General features: G+C 72.6%; 15 protein-coding genes. 14 read left to right on the top strand and 1 reads right to left on the bottom strand.

The features are described 5' to 3' along the window. The first annotated feature begins 33 nt into the window (after positions 1–33). The 10 genes from GRS48_RS14785 to GRS48_RS15160 all read left to right on the top strand — a co-directional run bounded on the left by GRS48_RS14785 (position 34) and on the right by GRS48_RS15160 (position 11,567). Complete coding sequence (locus GRS48_RS14785; RefSeq protein WP_159487876.1) at positions 34–1,947, top strand: ATPase, T2SS/T4P/T4SS family; 1,914 nt, start codon at positions 34–36, stop codon at positions 1,945–1,947. Next, complete coding sequence (locus GRS48_RS14780; RefSeq protein ID WP_159487874.1) at positions 1,944–3,785, top strand: type II secretion system F family protein; 1,842 nt, start codon at positions 1,944–1,946, stop codon at positions 3,783–3,785. The genes GRS48_RS14785 and GRS48_RS14780 overlap by 4 nt, the downstream gene beginning before the upstream one ends. A 79-nt stretch (positions 3,786–3,864) precedes the next feature. Continuing rightward, entirely contained in the window at positions 3,865–4,344 is a 480-nt protein-coding gene (locus GRS48_RS14775) for a hypothetical protein (protein ID WP_159487872.1), read from the top strand. A gap of 7 nt (positions 4,345–4,351) precedes the next feature. Beyond that, complete coding sequence (locus GRS48_RS14770; protein ID WP_321168485.1) at positions 4,352–4,771, top strand: hypothetical protein; 420 nt, start codon at positions 4,352–4,354, stop codon at positions 4,769–4,771. After that, positions 4,768–5,373: a hypothetical protein gene (locus GRS48_RS14765; protein WP_159487870.1), complete on the top strand. Its 606-nt coding sequence runs from the start codon at positions 4,768–4,770 to the stop codon at positions 5,371–5,373. Before GRS48_RS14770 ends, GRS48_RS14765 begins: the two co-directional genes overlap by 4 nt. A 2-nt stretch (positions 5,374–5,375) precedes the next feature. Beyond that, on the top strand, positions 5,376–8,639 hold the full coding sequence (locus GRS48_RS14760) for a hypothetical protein (RefSeq protein ID WP_200840288.1): 3,264 nt from the start codon (positions 5,376–5,378) through the stop codon (positions 8,637–8,639). Positions 8,640–8,720: 81 nt separating this feature from the next. Next, positions 8,721–9,173, top strand: coding sequence for a DUF5791 family protein (locus GRS48_RS14755; protein WP_159487868.1), 453 nt, complete (start codon positions 8,721–8,723; stop codon positions 9,171–9,173). After that, entirely contained in the window at positions 9,170–10,072 is a 903-nt protein-coding gene (locus GRS48_RS14750; RefSeq protein WP_321168484.1) for an NAD-dependent epimerase/dehydratase family protein, read from the top strand. Before GRS48_RS14755 ends, GRS48_RS14750 begins: the two co-directional genes overlap by 4 nt. 80 nt (positions 10,073–10,152) lie before the next feature. After that, positions 10,153–11,328 (top strand): bifunctional oligoribonuclease/PAP phosphatase NrnA, encoded by a 1,176-nt coding sequence (locus GRS48_RS14745; RefSeq protein WP_159487866.1) that lies wholly within the window; start codon positions 10,153–10,155, stop codon positions 11,326–11,328. An 89-nt stretch (positions 11,329–11,417) separates the two neighbouring features. Further along, positions 11,418–11,567, top strand: coding sequence for a hypothetical protein (locus tag GRS48_RS15160; RefSeq protein ID WP_200840287.1), 150 nt, complete (start codon positions 11,418–11,420; stop codon positions 11,565–11,567). 157 nt (positions 11,568–11,724) lie between these two features. Here GRS48_RS15160 and GRS48_RS14740 read toward each other — a convergent pair whose 3' ends face one another. Next, positions 11,725–12,942 (bottom strand): proteasome-activating nucleotidase, encoded by a 1,218-nt coding sequence (locus tag GRS48_RS14740; protein ID WP_159487864.1) that lies wholly within the window; start codon positions 12,940–12,942, stop codon positions 11,725–11,727. Positions 12,943–13,124: 182 nt separating this feature from the next. On the opposite strand from GRS48_RS14740, the gene GRS48_RS14735 reads away from it, so the two are divergent. The 4 genes from GRS48_RS14735 (at position 13,125) to rad50 (ending at position 18,074) form a co-directional block, all read left to right on the top strand. Further along, positions 13,125–13,388, top strand: a complete 264-nt coding sequence (locus tag GRS48_RS14735) for a helix-turn-helix domain-containing protein (RefSeq protein ID WP_159487862.1) — start codon at positions 13,125–13,127, stop codon at positions 13,386–13,388. Between the two features lie 347 nt (positions 13,389–13,735). Further along, entirely contained in the window at positions 13,736–14,080 is a 345-nt protein-coding gene (locus GRS48_RS14730; RefSeq protein WP_321168483.1) for a hypothetical protein, read from the top strand. Further along, positions 14,077–15,384, top strand: a complete 1,308-nt coding sequence (mre11, locus tag GRS48_RS14725) for a DNA double-strand break repair protein Mre11 (protein ID WP_159487860.1) — start codon at positions 14,077–14,079, stop codon at positions 15,382–15,384. Before GRS48_RS14730 ends, mre11 begins: the two co-directional genes overlap by 4 nt. Continuing rightward, positions 15,381–18,074: a DNA double-strand break repair ATPase Rad50 gene (gene rad50 / locus GRS48_RS14720; RefSeq protein WP_321168482.1), complete on the top strand. Its 2,694-nt coding sequence runs from the start codon at positions 15,381–15,383 to the stop codon at positions 18,072–18,074. The genes mre11 and rad50 overlap by 4 nt, the downstream gene beginning before the upstream one ends. The last annotated feature ends 25 nt before the right edge of the window (positions 18,075–18,099 follow it).

The raw sequence follows: 18,099 nt of genomic DNA, 5'->3' as shown, positions 1-18,099 counted from the left end.
GGGTTTATCAGCGATGCCGCGGCCACGCCCGCTATGACCTTCGACCTCCCGTCCGTGGGGCTCCCGGAGCTCGGCCCGTTCGGCGGGGACGACGCCCCCGACTGCGACTGCTCGGCGTCGTTTCACGAGCCGGTCGGCACCGGCGTCGACGACCGCGTCGTGCTCGCGATCGACGCCGACGGCTGCGCGGGCGCGGGCGACCTCGCGTCGAGCCCGGCGTGTCGGGCGACCGTCGTCCGGGCGCTTACCGATCGCGACGCCGACGTCGTACGGACGCGACACGGCGGGCGGGAGCGGAGCTACGCCGGGCGGTCCGTCGCGCTGCTGGTCGCGGCCGGCCGCTTCCGGGAGCAGGTCCGGTTCCACGAGGAGCGGCTCGCCGACCGCGTCGCCCGGGACCCGCTCGGCGCGGCCCGGGAAGCGGCGGGGCGAGCGGGGCCGTCGAGCCGGATCGCCGCGGAGACGGGGCTCGACGCGCTCGCGGCGGCCGCGGTCGACGAGGCGAGCGCGCTGCGGGCACACGCGGGGCCGACCGTCGCGGCCGCCCGCGTCGCCGCCGACCCGCCGGCCGACGCCACCCTCGTTGACCGGTGGGAGGTGCGAACGGACGCGACCGTCCGGCTGTACGAGGGGTCAGGGCCGCTTCGGACGTATCACCTCACGCCGCCGTCGGCGAGCCTCGACGCCGACGCGCTCGCGACGCTGGCGGCCGCGCGTGACGGGCTCCTCGCCGATCCCGCCGGCGGCGACCGCGCGCCCGGCCGAGCGGTCCGCGCGGTCGCGACCGACGCCGATCCCGTTCCCGAACTCGCCGCGGCCCTCCGTCGGCACACCCGTGGGTTCGGCGTTCTCGAGCACGTCTTCGCGGACGATCGGGTGAGCGACGCGACGCTCACTGCCCCGGTGGCGGAGAACCCGCTTCGCGTCGTCGTCGACGGCGAGCGCTGCGCGACGAACGTCCGCCTCCCGCCCGAGGGGGCCGCGACCCTCGCGTCCCGGCTCCGCCGGACGAGCGGTCGCGGGTTCTCTCGAGCGAGCCCCACGCTGGACGCAACGATCGGGACCGAGTCCGGCACGGTCCGTGTCGCCGCGACGACGGCCCCCGCGAGCGACGGCCTCTCGTTCACCTTCCGCCGCGGCGACCCCGAGTCGTGGACGCTCGCTCGGCTCGTCGACGCCGGGACGCTCACTCCGGCGGCCGCCGGGCTCCTCTCGGTCGCCGTCGAACGCGGCGTCTCGGGGCTCGTCGCCGGCGGCCGCGGGGCCGGCAAGACGACCGCCCTCGGGTCGCTCCTCTGGGAGCTGTCGCCGTCGACGCGGGCGATCCTCGTCGAGGACACGCCGGAACTCCCGGCGGACGCCCTCGCGTCCGCCGACCGTGACGTCCAGCGGCTCCGCGTCGGCGGCGGGGCGGAGCTCTCCCCGAGCGAGGCCGTCCGCACCGCGCTCCGACTGGGTGGCGGCGCGCTCGTCGTCGGGGAGGTTCGCGGCGAGGAGGCGGCGGCGCTGTACGAGGCGATGCGTGTCGGAGCCGCGGGCGAGACCGTTCTCGGCACGATCCACGGCGAGGACCCGGCCGCAGTCCGAGAGCGCGTCGTCACCGACCTCGGCGTCTCCGCGTCCTCGTTCGCCACGACGGACCTGGTCGTCGTCCTCGACGACCACCGCCTCCACACGGTCGCCGAGGTCGTCGACCACGGCGGCGACACCGCGTTCGAGCCGCTGTTCGAGCGGACCGGCAATGGGCTCGCCGCGACCGGGCGGATCGATCGGGGCGAGAGCCGCCTCGTCGACGGGCTCGCTTCGCCGGAGGGGTCGTACGCGACGGTCCGGGACGCGATCGATCGCCGAACCGAACGGATCCGCGCGGCGGTCGAGGCGGGGCGAATCGAACCGGAGCGCTCCGGGGCGGGGCGATCGGAAGCGACGTCGACGGGGCGGACATGACCGATGCCGCCGGTCGCGCGGCCAGCGACGGCGATCCCGACGGGCACAAGTCGGTGAGCGACGACGAGCTCCGCCGATCCTTGCGTTTTCTCGGGTGGGAGACGACGCGCGACCGCGTCGTCACGTTCGGATACCGGATCGGATCCGTGGTCGGACTCGTCTGCGCGCTCCCCACCGCGTACCGGTCCGATCCCGTTTCGGGCGTCCTCGTCGGGCTTCTCGTCGGGCTCGCGGCCGTCCACGCGATCCACCGTGCCCCGGTGTGGCTCGCGACGCTGGGGCGAACCCGCGCGCTCGGGGCCACGCCCGGGCTCGTCGGACGGCTCGTGTTACGGATGCGCCTCGACCCGTCGGCCGAGCGCGCGGTCCGGTTCGCGGCGCGGACCGGCGACGGCCCCCTAGCCGAGGGGTTGGCCCGTCACGAGCGACGGTCCACGGCCGGCCCGACGAGCGGGCTCCGCGGGTTCGCACGGGAGTGGCGGCCGTGGTTCCCCGCCATCGACCGGGCGGCGGCGCTCGTCCGAACGGCGGCGGCCGCGCCACCGGAACGCCGCGGCCGGTGTCTCGACCGCGCGCTCGACGCCGTCCTCTCGGGGACGACGGATCGGCTCGCCGCGTTTGTCGGCGAGGTTCGGGGCCCGGTATCCGCGCTGTACGCGTTCGGCGTCCTGCTGCCGCTGGCGCTGATCGCGTTGCTGCCCGCGGCCGCGACGTCCGGCGTCCCGATCCGGGCGAGCGTCGTCGCGGTGGTGTACCTCGTCGCGCTCCCGGCGGGACTGCTCGCCGCGGCGGCGTGGCTGCTGTCGCGCCGCCCGGTCGCGTTCCCGCCGCCGTCTATCGCGGACGATCACCCTGACGTCCCCCGCCGGCGTCCCCACGCCGTCGTCGCCGGCTGCGGTTCCGCGCTGGCTGCCGGGGTGATCGCGGCGGTCACGGTGGCCCCGTGGAGCGCCCCGGTCGCGGCGGTCGGTGTGGGGTCCGGTGTCGCTCTGCTGGTCGTGGCGCACCCCCGTCGGCGCGTCCTCTCCGAGGTCAGGGACGTCGAGCGCGACCTCCCGGACGCGATGACGGTCATCGGCGGCGACGTCGCCGAGGGCGTCGCGGTCGAACGGGCGGTCGCGAACGCCGGCCAGCGGCTCGACGGGGCGACCGGCGAGGTGTTCGAGCGGGCGGCCCGGCGGAGCCACACGCTCCGCGTCGGCGTCCACGAGGCGTTCCTCGGCCGGGGCGGCCCGGCGGAGACGGTCCCGTCCCCCCGCGTTCACGGCGCGGTCGCGCTGCTCTCGGTCGCCGCCCGAGAGGGGAGTCCCGCGGGCGACGTCCTCCTCGACCTCGCCGATCAGCTGGAGCGACTCCGCGAGCTCGAACGCGACTCCCGCCGGCAGCTGGCGACCGTCACCGGGACCTTGAGCAACACCGCCGCGGTGTTCGCCCCGCTCGTCGGCGGCGCGACCGTCGCGCTCGCGACCGGGATCGACGCGGGCGGGATGGGGCCCGGCGGGTTGACCGGCGTCGACACGCTCTCCGACGGACCGACGACGGCCGGGTCCTCCGCGACGACCGTGGACGGGCCGTCGGCGGCGGGCGGCGACGCGCCCTCCGACGTTCCCGGCGATCACGACGGGCCGGGCGACGGAGGCGCTCTGCTCCCCGTTCCCGTGCTCGGGCGGATCGTCGGCGCGTACGTCCTCCTGCTCGCCGTGGTTCTCACGGGACTCGCGACCGGACTGGAACGCGGGTTCGATCGCACCCTCGTGGCGTACCGCGTCGGGATCGCGCTCCCGACGGCGACCGCCACGTACCTCGTCGCACTGGCCGGGGCGGGGCTGCTGTTGTAGCCGTCGCCTCGGTGGGCGATCGGCAAGCGATCGGCGAGTGCCCGATCCTTTAAGTACGATGTCGGGGCCACCCCGTCCCATGTTCGATGCACCCTTCGACGCCACGTACGCGTGGCTCGGCGTCGCGCTGGTGAGCGTCGCGACGGCGGGCGTCGCGGCCACGCTCCCGGCGTCCCCGCCGCCCGACGCGAGCGGCGTCGCACACACGATCGACTCGGTCGCGGACGGCGAGTACCCGGCGACGGCGGAGCACGGTCTCTCCGCGGACCGGGTCCGGATCACGACGGGAACCGTTTCGCTCCGGTCCGACGGCGGCACGGCACGGGCGACGCTTCTCGCCGCCCGAACGACACCGGTTGCTCCCCCAGGGCGAGCCGATGGGGACCTCCGACGCGTGCTCGACGGGGTCCCACCGGATCGCGTCTTCGCCGACCCGGACGCGTTCGCCGCGGCCGCCACGACGGCCCGTGACGGCCCTCACGAGTGGCGTGCGGCTCCGAACAGGCTCACGATCCGACAGGTCCACTACGGGGACGTCCGTGTCACGCTCGTCGGGTGACCGTAGGGTGGCGGCCAGCGAGCGGATCGCGGCCGACGGCCGCGCCGCGGTCGAGCCGGTCGCCGCGCTGATCGCGCTGGTCGCGGTCGGTGCCGCGCTCGGGTTGTACGCGGGCGCGCTCGCCGACGCTGCCCCCGATCGGGAGCGGGACCTCGCCGGAACGACGCTCGATCGGGTCGAGCGGGACGCCGCGGTCGGCGGCGTCGTCGACCCGTCGCGGCTGTCGGTGCCGGCTCCCGACCCGTACGCCGGCGCAACCGCGATGCTCGAGACGCGACGCGGGTCGTGGGTCGCTCGCTCCGGGGAGAACGCGCCGGACGCGATCGGCCGCGCCGCCGGCGATGACATCGCGCGGGCGACGGTCACGGTCCGCGTCGCCCCCGGGGAGAACGCCCGCGGCACGCTCAGTGTGGCGGTTCGTCGATGACGAGCACCGTCCTCGACGTCACGGTCATGCTGTTGTGCGTCTCGGCCAGCGTCGTCGCCCTCGGCGGGGTCGGCGGGGATCCACACGGCGACACCCCTGGACCGACCGCCTCGGCGGTGGCCGACCGGCTGTCGACGGAGACCGCGACGGTCACGTACGGTTCAGGCCCGCCCGTCGATGGAGACTCGGCGGGCGGTGTCGAGCCGGCCGACCGGACGTACCACGGTACGCTCGCGGAACTGCTCGTCGCCGCGGCCGCGACGACCAGCGGTCCGGACGCGGCGGGCGATGATGCTGCCGATGCTTCGACCGGGACGGACGACGCCGGGAGCGACGCCGATCGGTTCCGCCCGCGAGCCGTCGGCGTCGTCTCTGCCGCGGTCGGCTCCCGCGTTCGCCTCGACGTCCGTCCGGAACGAGCGACGCCCGACGGGTATCGACCGTCGCCGATCGGCGACGCGGGACGCGGGGTGGGCGGGATCGCCATCGGATCGGAGCCCCCGCGCCGCGCCGACGCCACCGCGGCCGTCGTGACGGTGCCGGCGACCGCGTCGCTTCCGGAATCCGTTGATCGCTTTCGGGTCGTCGTACGGGCGTGGTGACCGTGGACCGACTCCGAGACGTGGTCGACGTGTCGTTCCTCGCGGACCGCCGTGGCCGCGTCCCGTTCGCGCTGATCGGCGTGTTGCTCCTCGTCATGAGCACGGCGTACGCGGCGGGCGTGGCCGAGCAGGGGCTCGTCGGCGAGGACCGGGACGTCGAGCGGGCGGTCGAACGCGTCGACGCGGACACGACGACGGCGCTGAAACACGCCGCCCGCGAGGCGGCCCACGCGGCCGCCGCCGAGCCGGTGACGCGGGCGACGCCGGACGGTCGACCCAGAGGGGACGACACGGTCGCAACCGACGCCGTACGGCCCGGGTCGGCGTTCGAGGACGCGTTCCGCCTCCGGTTGGCGATCGCGGCCGCCGAGTCGCTCTCGGAGACCGAGGCCACGGTCGGTCCCGTCACGGCGTCGGCGTCGCTCCCGGCGGTCGACGACCCGGACGGTCTCTCGGAGGCACGCGGCCGCGTCTCCGTCGAGCCCGTGGCTAACGGGACCGCGACGCGCGTGACGTTCCGCGACGTGCACACGCGAGCGCTCCGTGAAGGGCGCGTCGTCGCGGACCGGACCCGCGATCGCACGGTCGTCGTCGCCGTGCCGACGCTCGCCGCCCACGAGCGCACGGAGCGGTTCGAGGAGCGGCTCGGGCGCGGGCCGGTCGAGGGCCCCGGGCTCGGGCGACAGCTCACCGCCAGCCTCTACCCGATGACGTGGGCGCGCGGGTACGCACAGTACGCGGGCGCGCCGGTTCGGAACGTCCTCGCGAACCGACACGTCGAGCTGTCGACGAACGCCGGGATCGTCCGGACGCAGCGGGACGTCTTCGGTGCGACCGATCCGCACGCACGGGGTGGCGTCGCCCGCGCGGCCGCCGAGACCGGGCTGACGGACCTGCTCGCGCCGACCGGGCTCGACGAGTCGTCGTGGAGCGAGACAGTTCTCGACGCGCCGACGCCGACCGGCGGGGCGGGCGGGGAGAGCGAGACGGGCGGTGCGGGCGGGGAGAGCGAGACGGGCGGCGGGACGCCCGGGGATACCGGTGCGTTCGCTGCCGAGGACGGGTTCGGGGACGACACGGACCATCTCGACGGCGAGACCGCCGTGGCGATCGAACACGCGGCCGACGTGGCCGCGACCGCGGTCCACGACGACCTCGGCGCGCTCGTTCGCGACCCCTACCGGGTCGAAGCGACCGCCGAATCCTCCGCCGTCAGGGTCGTCCACGGCGGTCGGCCGCGCCCGTCGTCGCCCGGGCGGGAGTGGAGTCGGACCGGCGGATCGAGGGGACAATCGGTCTCGGTCGTCGGCGGGAGCGACGTCCCCACCGGGACGCCGTCCGGGACGGTGCGGGCCGGGCGGTCCCTGTCGTTCGGCAGCGCCACGCGCTCCGTCGCGGTCGATCGGCGTGCCACCGCCACGTGGGAGCGGGAGGTGGAACGGACGGACGCGGACGGCAACGTGACCGTCGAAACCCAGCGCGTTCGGACCCGCGCGAGCACGACCGACCGCTATCGCGTTCGGGTGACCGCGACCGGCACGTACGCGCCGGGCGGACACGCGCCGTCCCGGCCGACGACGACGTTCGGTGCGGGCGGCTGGATCGACGGCGACGACCTCGGTGACACCCCGGCCGACGCCCGGGACGACCTCGGCGTCGCGACGGCGGGCGACGTCGATCGGGTCGCCCGAGACGCGGTTCGGTCGGGCGACGTCTCCCGCTCGACCGTGGTGTTCGGCGGCCGCCCGGCGGACCTCGAGGAACGGGTTGCGGCCGACATCGAGGAGCTTCGCGCCGACGTTCACGCGATCGAGACGGACGTCCGGATGGGCGACGTCGCCGCCGGCGAGGCCGACCCGTACGGCGACCTCGCGGACGCGATCCGGGACCGTCGCTCGGCGCTCGTCGACGCGCCGGCGACCTACGACGGGGCGGCCGATCGTGCCCGAGTCTCCGCCCGAGCCGCTTACGTCGACGCCGTCGTCGACGAACTCGAGACCGCGTCCGAGGACGAGGGAACAGCGATCGACGGGCTGTTGGACCGCGTCGAGGGCGCGTTCGGCGGGCCGTCGGTCGGGGAGGTGATCGCCAGCCGCGAGGCGGCGCGCGAGACGGATCCCCACCGCGTCGGCGCGGGCGGCCCCGGTGGGGACGTGACGTTCGTTCCGGACGGGTCCCCGGGGTATCTGCCGCGAACGGCGGTCGACGGCGCGAACGTCGAGGCGGTCGACGGGACGACGACGCGTCCGCTCGCCGTTCGGAACCTGAACTACGTCACCGTCCCGTACGACGAGGTCTCCGGCGGGATCGTCGACCGGATCCTCGGCACCGAGGACACGGTCGCCCTCGGCGTCGCCGGGCGGGCGCTCGTGACCGCCGACACCGCGCTCGACGCTGCCGGCGGCCCCGAGGCCGATCCCGACCTGCGTGCGGATCGGGACGCGCTCGCCGACCGCCTCCACGGTCCGCTCCAAGCGGTCGACCACGCGCTCGTCGGGGCGCTCGGGGAGCGGACCTCGCTCTCGCGGGGGGAGCGTCGGGAGGTCGTCGATTCGGTGGCCGCGACGTACGACTCGCCCGGCCACCGCGCGGTCGCCGTCGGAAACGGGAGCTACGCGGACCGCGTCGCGACGACCGCCGCCGACCGCGGATCGCTCTCGTCGGCCGAGGAGGCGGCGCTCGCCGCGAGCCTCCGCGTGACCCTCCGGACGACGACCGGGCGCGACGCGGTCCGGGTGCCGTCCCGGTTCGTCGACGCGCCGACCGAGCGGTCGCGGGCACTGATCCGCGACCGCCTGGAGGGGTCCGTCGAGGACGGCGTCGAACGCGCGGGCCACGAGACCGCCGAGCGGTGGGCTCCGAAGCCCGTTCGGAGCGTCGGGGCGGGGCTTCCGGTCGCGCCCGTTCCCGGGTACTGGGTCGCGACGGTGAACGCCTGGCGCGTTCAGGTCCGGGGCGAGTACCCGGAGTTCACGCTTCACGCGGACGTCGGGACCCCGGACGAACCGTTCGCGTACATCCGGTCCGCCGGGGACGTGACGGTCGACGTCGGCGGGACGCCGGTGTCGTTCGGTGCGACCGATCCGGTCCGGTTCGAGACCGGGACGATCGTCGTGGTGGCGGTTCCCGCCGGGCCGCCCGGCGTCGGCGACGTCGACGGCACGCGCGATGAGACCTCGCCCGGATGGCCCTGTCCCGGCGGACCGGACGCGCTCGACCCCGAGACGGAGCCCGCGCCCGACGCTCCGGACGACTGTCGCGTCTGACCGCGAACGTGTCGCTGCCGCTGTCGACGCCACCCCGCCCCGACCGCAGGCGTTTTGGGAGGTGCCCGCCGAGATCACGGCATGTTTCACGAGGCCGTCGACGACGCCGGACCGACCGCGGACGACGCCACCGACGACGCCGTCGAGGCGGCGTCGCTGCTCGCGGCGTTCGAGACGCTCGTCGTCGATGCGCTCGCCGAGGCGGGTCGCGACCGCGTTCTCGAGGGGACGTCGCTCGATGCGGCGACGATCGACGCGATCGCGGGCGGGGACGTCGCGGGGCTCACGGTCGAGGAGGGCGCGGCGGTGATCGCGACGACCCGTGACATCGACGCCGACGCGGTCGTCTTCGAGCTCCGCGATCACCTGTTGATGGGGATGACGACCGCCGTGCTCGACGTCGACACCATCGCCGGCGCGATCGACGCGGACCTCACGGGTCAGGAGGTCCAGCAGGCGCTGGAAGGTCGCGCCGCGATGACGCTCGCACAGCTCGCCGAGATCCTCGCGGTGATCGAGACGAGGAAGCCGTGAGAGTCGTCGTCGTGGGGTGTGGTTACGTCGGGCTCGAGCTCGCCCGACAGCTCGACGATCGCGATCACGACGTCTCTGGGGTTCGACGGTCCGCCGACGGGCTCGACGCTGTCGCCGCGGTCTCCCCGGACGTCGACCCGGTCCGCGCTGATGCGACCGACCCAGAGTCACTGTCGGCGCTGCCCGACGCGGACGCCGTCGTCTTCGCGGCCAGCTCCGGGGGGCGAGGGGCCGACGCCGCCCGGGCCGTGTACGTCGACGGGCTCCGGAACGTCGTCGACGAGTACGCGGCACGGCCCTCGCCGCCGGACCGACTGGTGTACACCTCCTCGACGGGCGTGTACGGCGATCACGGCGGGGCGTGGGTCGACGAGGAAACGCCGATCGACCCGACGACGGAGAAGACGCGGGTGCTCGCGGCAGCGGAGCGCGTCGCGCTGGAGGCCGGGTCGGATGCGGGGATCGACGGGACGGTCGCACGCTTCGCGGGCCTGTACGGCCCCGACCGATACCGGCTGGAGCGGTACGTGAGGGGACCGGTCACCGCGGGCTACCTCAACATGGTTCACCGGGACGACGCCGCCGGGGCGGTTCGGTTCCTCCTGGAGACGGATCGGGCGCGGGGCGAGCCCGTGGTCGTGGTCGACGACGAGCCGGTCGAGAAACACGCGTTCGCCGACTGGCTCGCCGACGAGTGCGGCGTCGATCGGCCGGAGAAGCGGTCGAAGGAGGCACGGATCGCCGAGGGCGACCTCTCGGCGGCCGCCCGTCGGCGGATCCGGACGAGCAAGCGTTGCTCGAACGACCGGCTTCGAGGGCTCGGCTACGAGTTGGCGTATCCGACGTTCCGTGAGGGGTACCGGGCCGCGATCGAGGCGTTTCGGGCGTCCGGAAGGTAGTCCCTTCCCGATCTTGTTGCCGGTGAAAGGTCAAAAACGCCAACAAGGTTCTTGTGCTGTCAGTGGTTTCGACTGGGTGTATGTGGGTTCCAGCGGTCGCGGGAAACACGTTCGCGGGCGTGGAGGGGTTCGTCCGGACCCACCCCGAACTGACTGCCGCGGGCGTGGTGGCGGCGCTAGTCGTGCTCGCGAGCACGTACGCCTTCCTGCGGCTCCGCCGCGCGCCCGGCGTCCGGTTCCGTCGCTTGCTCGCCGAACAGGACGCGGTGGCCGTCCTGATGCATCCGAACCCCGATCCGGACGCGATGGCGGCGGCGGTCGGCGTCGCCTCCCTGGCCGACCAGCTCGACGTCGACGCGACGATCCAGTTCCCCGGCCAGATCCGCCATCAGGAGAACCGCGCGTTCCGGACGGTGCTGGACCTCGACCTCGACCAGATCGACCATGTCACTGACCTCGCGGCGGAGTCGGTGGTGCTCGTCGATCACAACGAGGCACGGGGATTCGCGGGCGCTGACGGCGTCCTTCCCATCGCCGTCGTCGATCATCACCCGGGCGACGGAACCGGCGAAGCGTTCACCGACGTCCGCACCGACTACGGTGCGACCGCTTCCATCGTCGCGGAGTACTTCAAGGACAACGACGCGGTTCCGGTGCCGCCGGACAAGCACGCCAGCGAGACGGCCGGCGACTTGGCGCTATCGACCCGGGTCGCCACCGGACTGTTGTACGGGATCCTCGCGGACACCAAACACCTCACCGTCGGCGCGAGCGAGCCGGACTTCGCGGCCGCCGCGTACGTCTACCCCGGCGTCGACCAGGACCAGCTCGATCGGATCGCGAACCCCGCGGTCGACGCGGAGGTGCTCGAGGTGAAAGCCCGGGCGATCGCCGGCCGCCGGATCGAGGGGTCGTTCGCGGTCGCCGACGTCGGCGGCGTCAACAACGTCGACGCGATCCCGCAGGCGGCCGACGAGCTGATCCAGCTCGAGGGCGTGAGCGCGGTCGTCGTGATCGGCGAACGTGACGGGACGCTCCACCTCTCCGGCCGATCGCGCGACGACCGCGTCCACATGGGGAACGCCATCGAGGCCGTGTTGGTCGACGTCGACAACGGCGACGGCGGGGGCCACGCACGGATGGGCGGCGGCACGGTCGTCGCTGACCGCGATCCGACCGACGAAGGCGAGCCGGCGACCGTCGACCGCGAGGCGCTCACCGACGGGCTGTTCCGAGCGATGGCCGGCGACGTCTGACGACCGTCCTCACGACATCGCGGGTCCCGCCACGGTGACAGGCCGTTGCGGGCATCAACGTTTAACACGGACCCGCCGTAGGAGTCGGTATGAACACCGACGTCGCGGTCGGGGACGGTACGGACGGACCGGACGGCTGGCATGCGCTCGCGGGGGTCGCCGCCGGCTACGGACTGGCGTGTGCGCTGATCTTCGTCGCGTTCTTCGTCCTCCCGTTCCTCCTACTCGCGGCGCTGTAGCCGGACTGCTCCGCGGTCGGTCGCTCGAAAAAAGGGTCTCGATCGCCGGCGTGTCGGTCGTCGCTCTCGGGTCGTTACTTGCGGCTCGCCGTCAGTTACGGACCGTCGTCGCTCACGACGCGGCGTCGGTTGCGGACCGTCGCCGGCCCGAGACGCTTCACGCGAACGCCAGCGAGTCGTCCGCGCCGGCGTCGTCCTCCTGTCTGAGCTTCTCGTAGGCGGCCAGCAGGTCGTCCATGGTGACCTCGGTGCGGTCGTCGCGGATGGCGAACATCCCGGCCTCGGTACAGACCGCCTTGATGTCCGCGCCGGACGCGTCCTCGACGAGCTCGGCGAGCTCGGTGAAGTCGACGTCGTTCGAGAGGTTCATCTTCCGGGTGTGGATCTGGAAGATGATCTCCCGGCCCGCCGTGTCCGGCTTCGGCACCTCGATGAGGCGGTCGAATCGGCCGGGACGAAGGATCGCGGGGTCGAGCATGTCGAAGCGGTTGGTTGCGGCGATGATGCGGATCTCGCCGCGCTCGTCGAAGCCGTCCATCTCCGAGAGCAGCTGCATCATCGTGCGCTGCACCTCGGCGTCGCCGGACGTCTTCGAGTCCGTGCGCTTCGAGGCGATGGCGTCGATCTCGTCGATGAAGATCACCGCGGGCTGGTTCTCGCGGGCGACCTCGAAGAGGTCGCGGACGAGCTTCGCGCCCTCGCCGATGAACTTGTGGACGAGCTCGGAGCCGGCCATCTTGATGAACGTGGCGTCGGTCTCGTTGGCGACGGCCTTCGCGAGCATCGTCTTGCCCGTCCCCGGGGGCCCGTACAGCAGGACGCCGCTCGGCGGCGTGATGCCGACGTCCTCGAACATGTCGGGGTGCTCGAGCGGCATCTCGACGGTCTCACGGACCTCCTGCATCTGGTCCTCGAGCCCGCCGATGTCCGCGTAGGTGACGTCGGGGGAGTGTTCGACCTGCATCACGCGGGCGCGGACGTCGGTCTCCTTCTCCAGTTTCTTCACGACCGACAGCGAGTTGTTGACGGCGACGCGGTCGTCGGGGTCGAGCCGCTCGCGCATCTCGTCGGTGACCTCCGTGAGCGCCTCCTGGTTGTTGCCGTGCTGTTTGATCACGGCTCCGTCCTCGGTCAGCTCCTGGACGGTTGCCACGAACAGCGGGGACTGCTTGAGCTTCTTGTTCTCGTGGGTGAGCCGCTCAAGCTTCTGTTGGTACTTGTTGTTCTCCGCGTTCGCGTCGAGGAGCTTGTCGCGCATCTCCTCGTTTTGCGATTCGAGAACCTCGAGCCGATCCTGTAACGACTCGATCTTCTCCTGTCTCGACGCCGACGCCTCTTCGTACGGCATATCGACGTCGTCCACCGTGTCGCTCATTGGGGGCTTTTAGGCGGGTCGCGGATAAGAGGCTTCGGGTCGGGGTACTCCCCGACGAGACGTCGTTCCGGTCCCGAAGTCGATGTGGTGTCGTTTCTCGTCGCCTCTGCCCTTGAATGCTTAGCAGTAATCAGAATAGATAGTAAATATTATTTAGCAGCATGACTCATCGTGAATCACGCATGAGCACGACTGAGGCAGTCGCGGCCGACGAGGACGTCACGGACCGCTGGGAGCCCGTCCGTGACCTTCCGCCCAGCGCGAAGCTGGTCGCGAAGGTCCTCGACTACAACGACACCCTGACGCAGAGCGAGCTCGCCGAGGAGACCCTGTTACCTCCCCGAACCGTCCGCTACGCCCTCTCCCGGCTCGAGGAGGAGGACGTGGTCGATTCCCGGTTCTCGTTCGCCGACGCCCGGAAACGACTGTACTCGCTGTCGGTCTAGATCCGGCGCGCTCTCGTCCCGGCGCTCTCTCGCCCCCGCACGCGGTCGATCGATCGCGCACTCGCGCCCGATCCCGTGCGGTCGAATCGTCCGTCCACCACGCCGCCCCACCGCCCTTCCACACTACTGTCCCCCTCCACCCTACTGTCCTCCTCCGCCCTACCGTCCCTCTCACCCACTGTCCCTCTCACCCACTGTCCCTTCCACACGACTGTCCCTCTCACCCACTGTCCCTTCCACACGACTGTCCCTCTCACCCACTGTCCCTTCCACACGACTGTCCCTTTTGCCCAGCTTCCCTTCCGTCCCACCGCCTCCTTTATCAGTCATACCGCGCCAGACACCGCGTGGTCTCGACCGTCACCGTCAAGCGCGCGCTCGCCGCGCTGGCAACGCGCACCGACACCGCTACCCGCCCGTACGTCGCCGTCATCGACGAGGCAGATGCCGCCCGCGGGGACGTCCGTCGAGCGGCGGGGTTCGTCGACGCCGTCGGCCTCGAGCGGCTCGCCGACGCGGTCGACGCGGCCGAACGCGACGGACGCGAGGGGGCCGCCGAGCGCGGCCGGGACGCGCTGGCGACGTACCGTCGGTTCCGCGCGGTCGCCGCCCGCGAGGAGTCCGGAACGGACCGGCCCCGCCACGCCGCCGGAACCCCTAAACCCGACACCGGCCAAGGGTCGACAGAATGACACGGGTGATCCACACCGGCGACACCCACATCGGGTACCGACAGTACCACTCGCCGGTCCGACGACAGGACTTCCTCGACGCGTTCGACGCCGTCGTCGACGACGCGCTCGACGACGACGTCGACGCGGTCGTCCACGCGGGGGACCTCTTCCACGACCGTCGCCCCGACCTCCCCGATCTCCTCGGAACGATCGCGACGCTCCGCCGGCTCGACGACGCCGGGATCCCGTTCCTCGCGGTCGTCGGCAACCACGAATCGACGCGCGGCGGCCAGTGGCTCGACCTGTTCGAGCGGCTCGGGCTCGCGACGCGGCTCGGCGCGGAGCCCGTCGTCGTCGGCGACGTCGCGATCTACGGGCTCGACCACGTGCCGGTCTCGCGGCGCGACGACCTCGAGTACGCGTTCGAGCCGCACGACGCCGACCACGCCGCGCTGGTCGCACACGGCCTGTTCGAGCCGTTCGCGTACGCCGACTGGGACACCGAGACCGTGCTCGCCGAGAGCACCGTCGACTTCGACGCCATGCTGTTGGGCGACAACCACACGCCGGACCGCGCGGAGGTCGCCGGGACGTGGGTCACGTATCCGGGATCCACGGAGCGCGCGAGTGCGAGCGAGCGCGAGGGCCGCGGCTACAACATCGTGACGTTCGGCGACGCCTCGGACGGCGACGACCCGGTCGGGATCCGCCGACGGGCGCTCGACACCCGCCCGTTCGTCTTCGTCAGCGTCGACCTCCGCGAGGGCGAAGGCGAGGGGCGCGTGCGCGAACGCGTCCGAGAACACGACCTGACCGACGCGGTGGTGCTCGTCGAGGTCACGGGCGACGGCGACCCCGTCACGCCGGCGGCGATCGAGGAGTTCACGACGGAGCGAGGGGCTCTCATCGCCCGCGTCACGGACCGGCGCACGGTCGAGACCGACGCGGAGATCGACGTGAGCTTCGCCGACCCGGAGGACGCCGTCCGCGAACGGATCGCGGGGATGGGGCTCTCGGAGGCGGCCATCGAGGTCGACGAGGCGGTTCGCGCGGAGACGGTCGCCGACAGCAACGTCCGCGAGGAGGTCAAGACCCGGATCGAGGAGCGGCTCGACGACCTCGACGCGTTCGTTGGGGCGGCCGACGACGGGGAAGCGAACGGCGAACCCGTCGACGGGAGCGACGGCGACGGGGCCGATGCCGAGACCCCCGACGGCGACGGAGTCGATGACGAGACCCCCGACGGCGACCCGGACGCGCACGGGCCCGTGAACGAACCGGATCCGACCGACGGGCAGGTCTCCATGGAGGACTACCTGTGAGGTTCGACCGGGTCCGGCTCTCGAACTTCAAGCCGTACGGCGACGCTGACCTGACGCTGACCGAGGGGGTCACCGTCATCCACGGGCTCAACGGCAGCGGCAAGTCCTCCCTGCTGGAGGCGTGCTTCTTCGCGCTGTACGGCTCGAAGGCGCTCGACGGCACCCTCGACGGCGTGATCACCAACGGCGAGGCGGAGACCGAAGTCGATCTCTGGTTCACCCACGACGGGGTCTCGTACCACATCGAGCGTCGGCTCAAGGACTACGACGGCCGGATCGACCACCAGTGCACGCTGGAGGCGACGGCGGGGGCCGACGTGACTCGCGACGGCGCGACCGCGGTCCGGACCTTCGTGACGGAGCTGCTTCGCATGGACGCCGAGGCGTTCGTCAACTGCGCGTACGTCAGACAGGGAGAGGTGAACAAGCTGATCAACGCCTCGCCGGGCGAGCGACAGGACACGATCGACGACCTGCTCCAGCTCGGGAAGCTGGAGGAGTACCGCGAGCGGGCCGGCGACGCCCGGCTCGGCGTCGAGGACGTCCTCGAGAACCGACGGGGACGGCTCGACCAGCTCGACGAACAGATCGCGGCCAAAGAGGACCGGGACCTCCACGAGCGGCTCAACGGCCTGGAAAGCGACCTCGCCGAGCTCGACGAACGGGTCGAGAACTACGAGACACAGCGATCGAAAGCGGAGACGACCCGCGAGGAGGCCGCTGCGGTGCTGACGGCGTACGAGGAGAAGCGCGAGGACCTGCGCGGGATCGAGGCCGACATCGAGGAACTGGAGGCGGCCCTCCGCGAGGCCGAAACCGAGCGCGACGAGCTGCGATCGGGGATCCGCGAGGCGCGGGAGCGTGCCGACGAGCTCCGGGCCGAGGCGGACGAGCGGCTCGACGCGGCGGGGATCGACGCCGCGACCTCGGACGCCATCGCGGAACGCCGGCAGGAGCTCGAGGGACGCGAGTCCGAGATCCAGGACGCGCTGGGCGACGTCCGCGTGACGGCCGAGGGGTTCCGCAACCAGGCGACCAACCTCGCCGACAAGGCGAGCGACCTCGTCGCCCGCGCCGACGACGCCACGGAGCGTGCCGACGAACTGGACGCCGACGCCGCCGACGCGGCGGCGGACGCGGAGGAGCGCGAGGAGTCCCTCGACGACCTCCGTGCGGAGGCCGCGGAGCTCCGTGAACGGTTCGCGGCGGCCGATGTCGACGTCGAACGCGGCGAGGCGACCGACCGCCGTGAGGAGCTCCGGACGCAACGTGGCGAGGTCCGCGAACGCGTCGCGGAGCTCGAGGCGGACCTGAAGAACGCCCGCGGCCGCGTCGCGGAGGCGGAGGAACTGCTCGACGCCGGCAAGTGTCCGGAATGCGGCCAGTCCGTCGAGGACTCGCCACACGCTCACCGCGTCGAGGAGGACCGCGAGCGCGCCGCGACGCTCGCAGACGACCTCGATGCCGCCCGTGAGCGCGGAGAGGATCTGGCCGACCGGATCGACGCGCTCGACGGGCTCGTCGCCGCCGAGGAGCGACTCGCGGAAATCGACGACGCGGCGGCGATGATCGAGGAGCGCGTCGCCGAGCGGCGCGAGGAGGCCGACGGGAAGCGTGAGAAGGCCGCGGCCGAGCGGGCGGAGGCGGAGGCGCTCCGCGAGGAGGCGGAGACGCTCCGTGAGGTCGCCGCCGAAAAGCGGGCGGAAGCGGAGGCCGCCACCGAGCGCGTCGCGGAGCTGGAGGACACGCTCGAGGAGGTCGCGGCGAGCCGCGAGCGGGTCGACGCGGTCGCGTCGCGACTGGAGACGATCGCGGAGCTGGAGGACCGTATCGAGCGCCTCCGCGAGCGGCGCGAGAACGTGACGGCGGTCAACGACGAGCGACGCGACCGGCTCGCGGACAAGCGGGACCGCCGCGACGAGCTCGCCGAGGCGGTCGACGAGTCGGCGGTCGAAACCGCTCGTGAGAAGAAACGGACGGCCGAGGACTACCTGGAACAGGTCGTCGGCGAGCTCGATCGGTTGGACGAGCGGCGTACGGAGCTTCAGAACGCGATCGGCGGCGTCACTGCCGAGATCGAGGAGCTCGAAGCCCTTCGTGAGGAGCACGACGCGTTGGCCGGGAACGTCGACGCGCTCGCGGGCCTCCACGAGGAGACGACGGCGCTGGAGGCGATGTACGGCGACCTCCGCGCGGAGCTGCGGCGACGCAACGTCGCCGAGCTGGAGCGGACGCTGAACGAGACGTTCGACCTGGTGTACGGCAACGACGCGTACTCACACATCGAACTCGACGGGGAGTACGTGCTCACCGTGTACCAGAAGGACGGCGAGTCGCTCGACCCCGAACAGCTCTCGGGCGGGGAACGGGCCCTGTTCAACCTCTCGCTTCGCTGTGCGATCTACCGACTCCTCGCGGAGGGGATCGAGGGGGCCGCGCCGACCCCACCGTTGATCCTCGACGAGCCGACGGTGTTCCTCGACTCCGGACACGTCTCCCGGCTCGTGACCCTCGTCGAGGAGATGCGGGGGTTCGGCGTCCGACAGATCGTCATCGTGAGCCACGACGACGAGCTGGTCGGGGCCGCCGACGAGCTGGTCACCGTCGAAAAGGACCCGCGGTCCAACCGGTCGACGGTCACCCGCGAGGACGCGATCGGGATCGACGCCGCCTCCCTCGCGGACGACTGATCGGGTCGTCACGGGTCGTGCGGGT

The sequence above is a fragment of the Halorubrum sp. JWXQ-INN 858 genome (genome assembly GCF_009806985.1).
In the GTDB taxonomy this organism is placed as follows: domain Archaea; phylum Halobacteriota; class Halobacteria; order Halobacteriales; family Haloferacaceae; genus Halorubrum.
The sequence above is the reverse complement of the archived record's forward strand: the minus strand, read 5'-3'. Positions and strand labels throughout refer to the sequence as shown.

Coding starts and splice junctions, on each gene's coding strand:
- GRS48_RS14785 (WP_159487876.1), top strand. CDS start 34: ATGACCTTCGACCTCCCGTCCGTGGGGCTCCCGGAGCTCGGCCCGTTC.
- GRS48_RS14780 (WP_159487874.1), top strand. CDS start 1,944: ATGACCGATGCCGCCGGTCGCGCGGCCAGCGACGGCGATCCCGACGGG.
- GRS48_RS14775 (WP_159487872.1), top strand. CDS start 3,865: ATGTTCGATGCACCCTTCGACGCCACGTACGCGTGGCTCGGCGTCGCG.
- GRS48_RS14765 (WP_159487870.1), top strand. CDS start 4,768: ATGACGAGCACCGTCCTCGACGTCACGGTCATGCTGTTGTGCGTCTCG.
- GRS48_RS14755 (WP_159487868.1), top strand. CDS start 8,721: ATGTTTCACGAGGCCGTCGACGACGCCGGACCGACCGCGGACGACGCC.
- GRS48_RS14745 (WP_159487866.1), top strand. CDS start 10,153: ATGTGGGTTCCAGCGGTCGCGGGAAACACGTTCGCGGGCGTGGAGGGG.
- GRS48_RS15160 (WP_200840287.1), top strand. CDS start 11,418: ATGAACACCGACGTCGCGGTCGGGGACGGTACGGACGGACCGGACGGC.
- GRS48_RS14740 (WP_159487864.1), bottom strand. CDS start 12,942: ATGAGCGACACGGTGGACGACGTCGATATGCCGTACGAAGAGGCGTCG.
- GRS48_RS14735 (WP_159487862.1), top strand. CDS start 13,125: ATGAGCACGACTGAGGCAGTCGCGGCCGACGAGGACGTCACGGACCGC.
- mre11 (WP_159487860.1), top strand. CDS start 14,077: ATGACACGGGTGATCCACACCGGCGACACCCACATCGGGTACCGACAG.